At 48.6% G+C, this 220-nt stretch carries 1 rRNA gene; it reads left to right on the top strand.

What is annotated here, in order from left to right:
• Window positions 1–138: 138 nt before the first annotated feature.
• Window positions 139–220 (top strand): 5S ribosomal RNA (rrf, locus tag BZJ21_RS15995); the annotation flags it as partial.

The raw sequence follows: 220 nt of genomic DNA, 5'->3' as shown, positions 1-220 counted from the left end.
TAATTGCCCGTGCGGCTTAACCATACAACACCCAAGAGGTTTTGGGTTGGACTCGAAATAAGCCAGTTGATTGTGGCGAGAACGAACAGCTTTCTAGATACGTGTTTTGACTGAAAAGTGTAGACACACCAAATTTTGCTTGGCGACCATAGCGCTTTGGACCCACCTGACTCCATGCCGAACTCAGTAGTGAAACGAAGCAGCGCCGATGGTAGTGTGG

This window comes from Salinivibrio costicola subsp. alcaliphilus (assembly GCF_001996185.1).
GTDB lineage: Bacteria > Pseudomonadota > Gammaproteobacteria > Enterobacterales > Vibrionaceae > Salinivibrio > Salinivibrio costicola.
The sequence above is the reverse complement of the archived record's forward strand: the minus strand, read 5'-3'. Positions and strand labels throughout refer to the sequence as shown.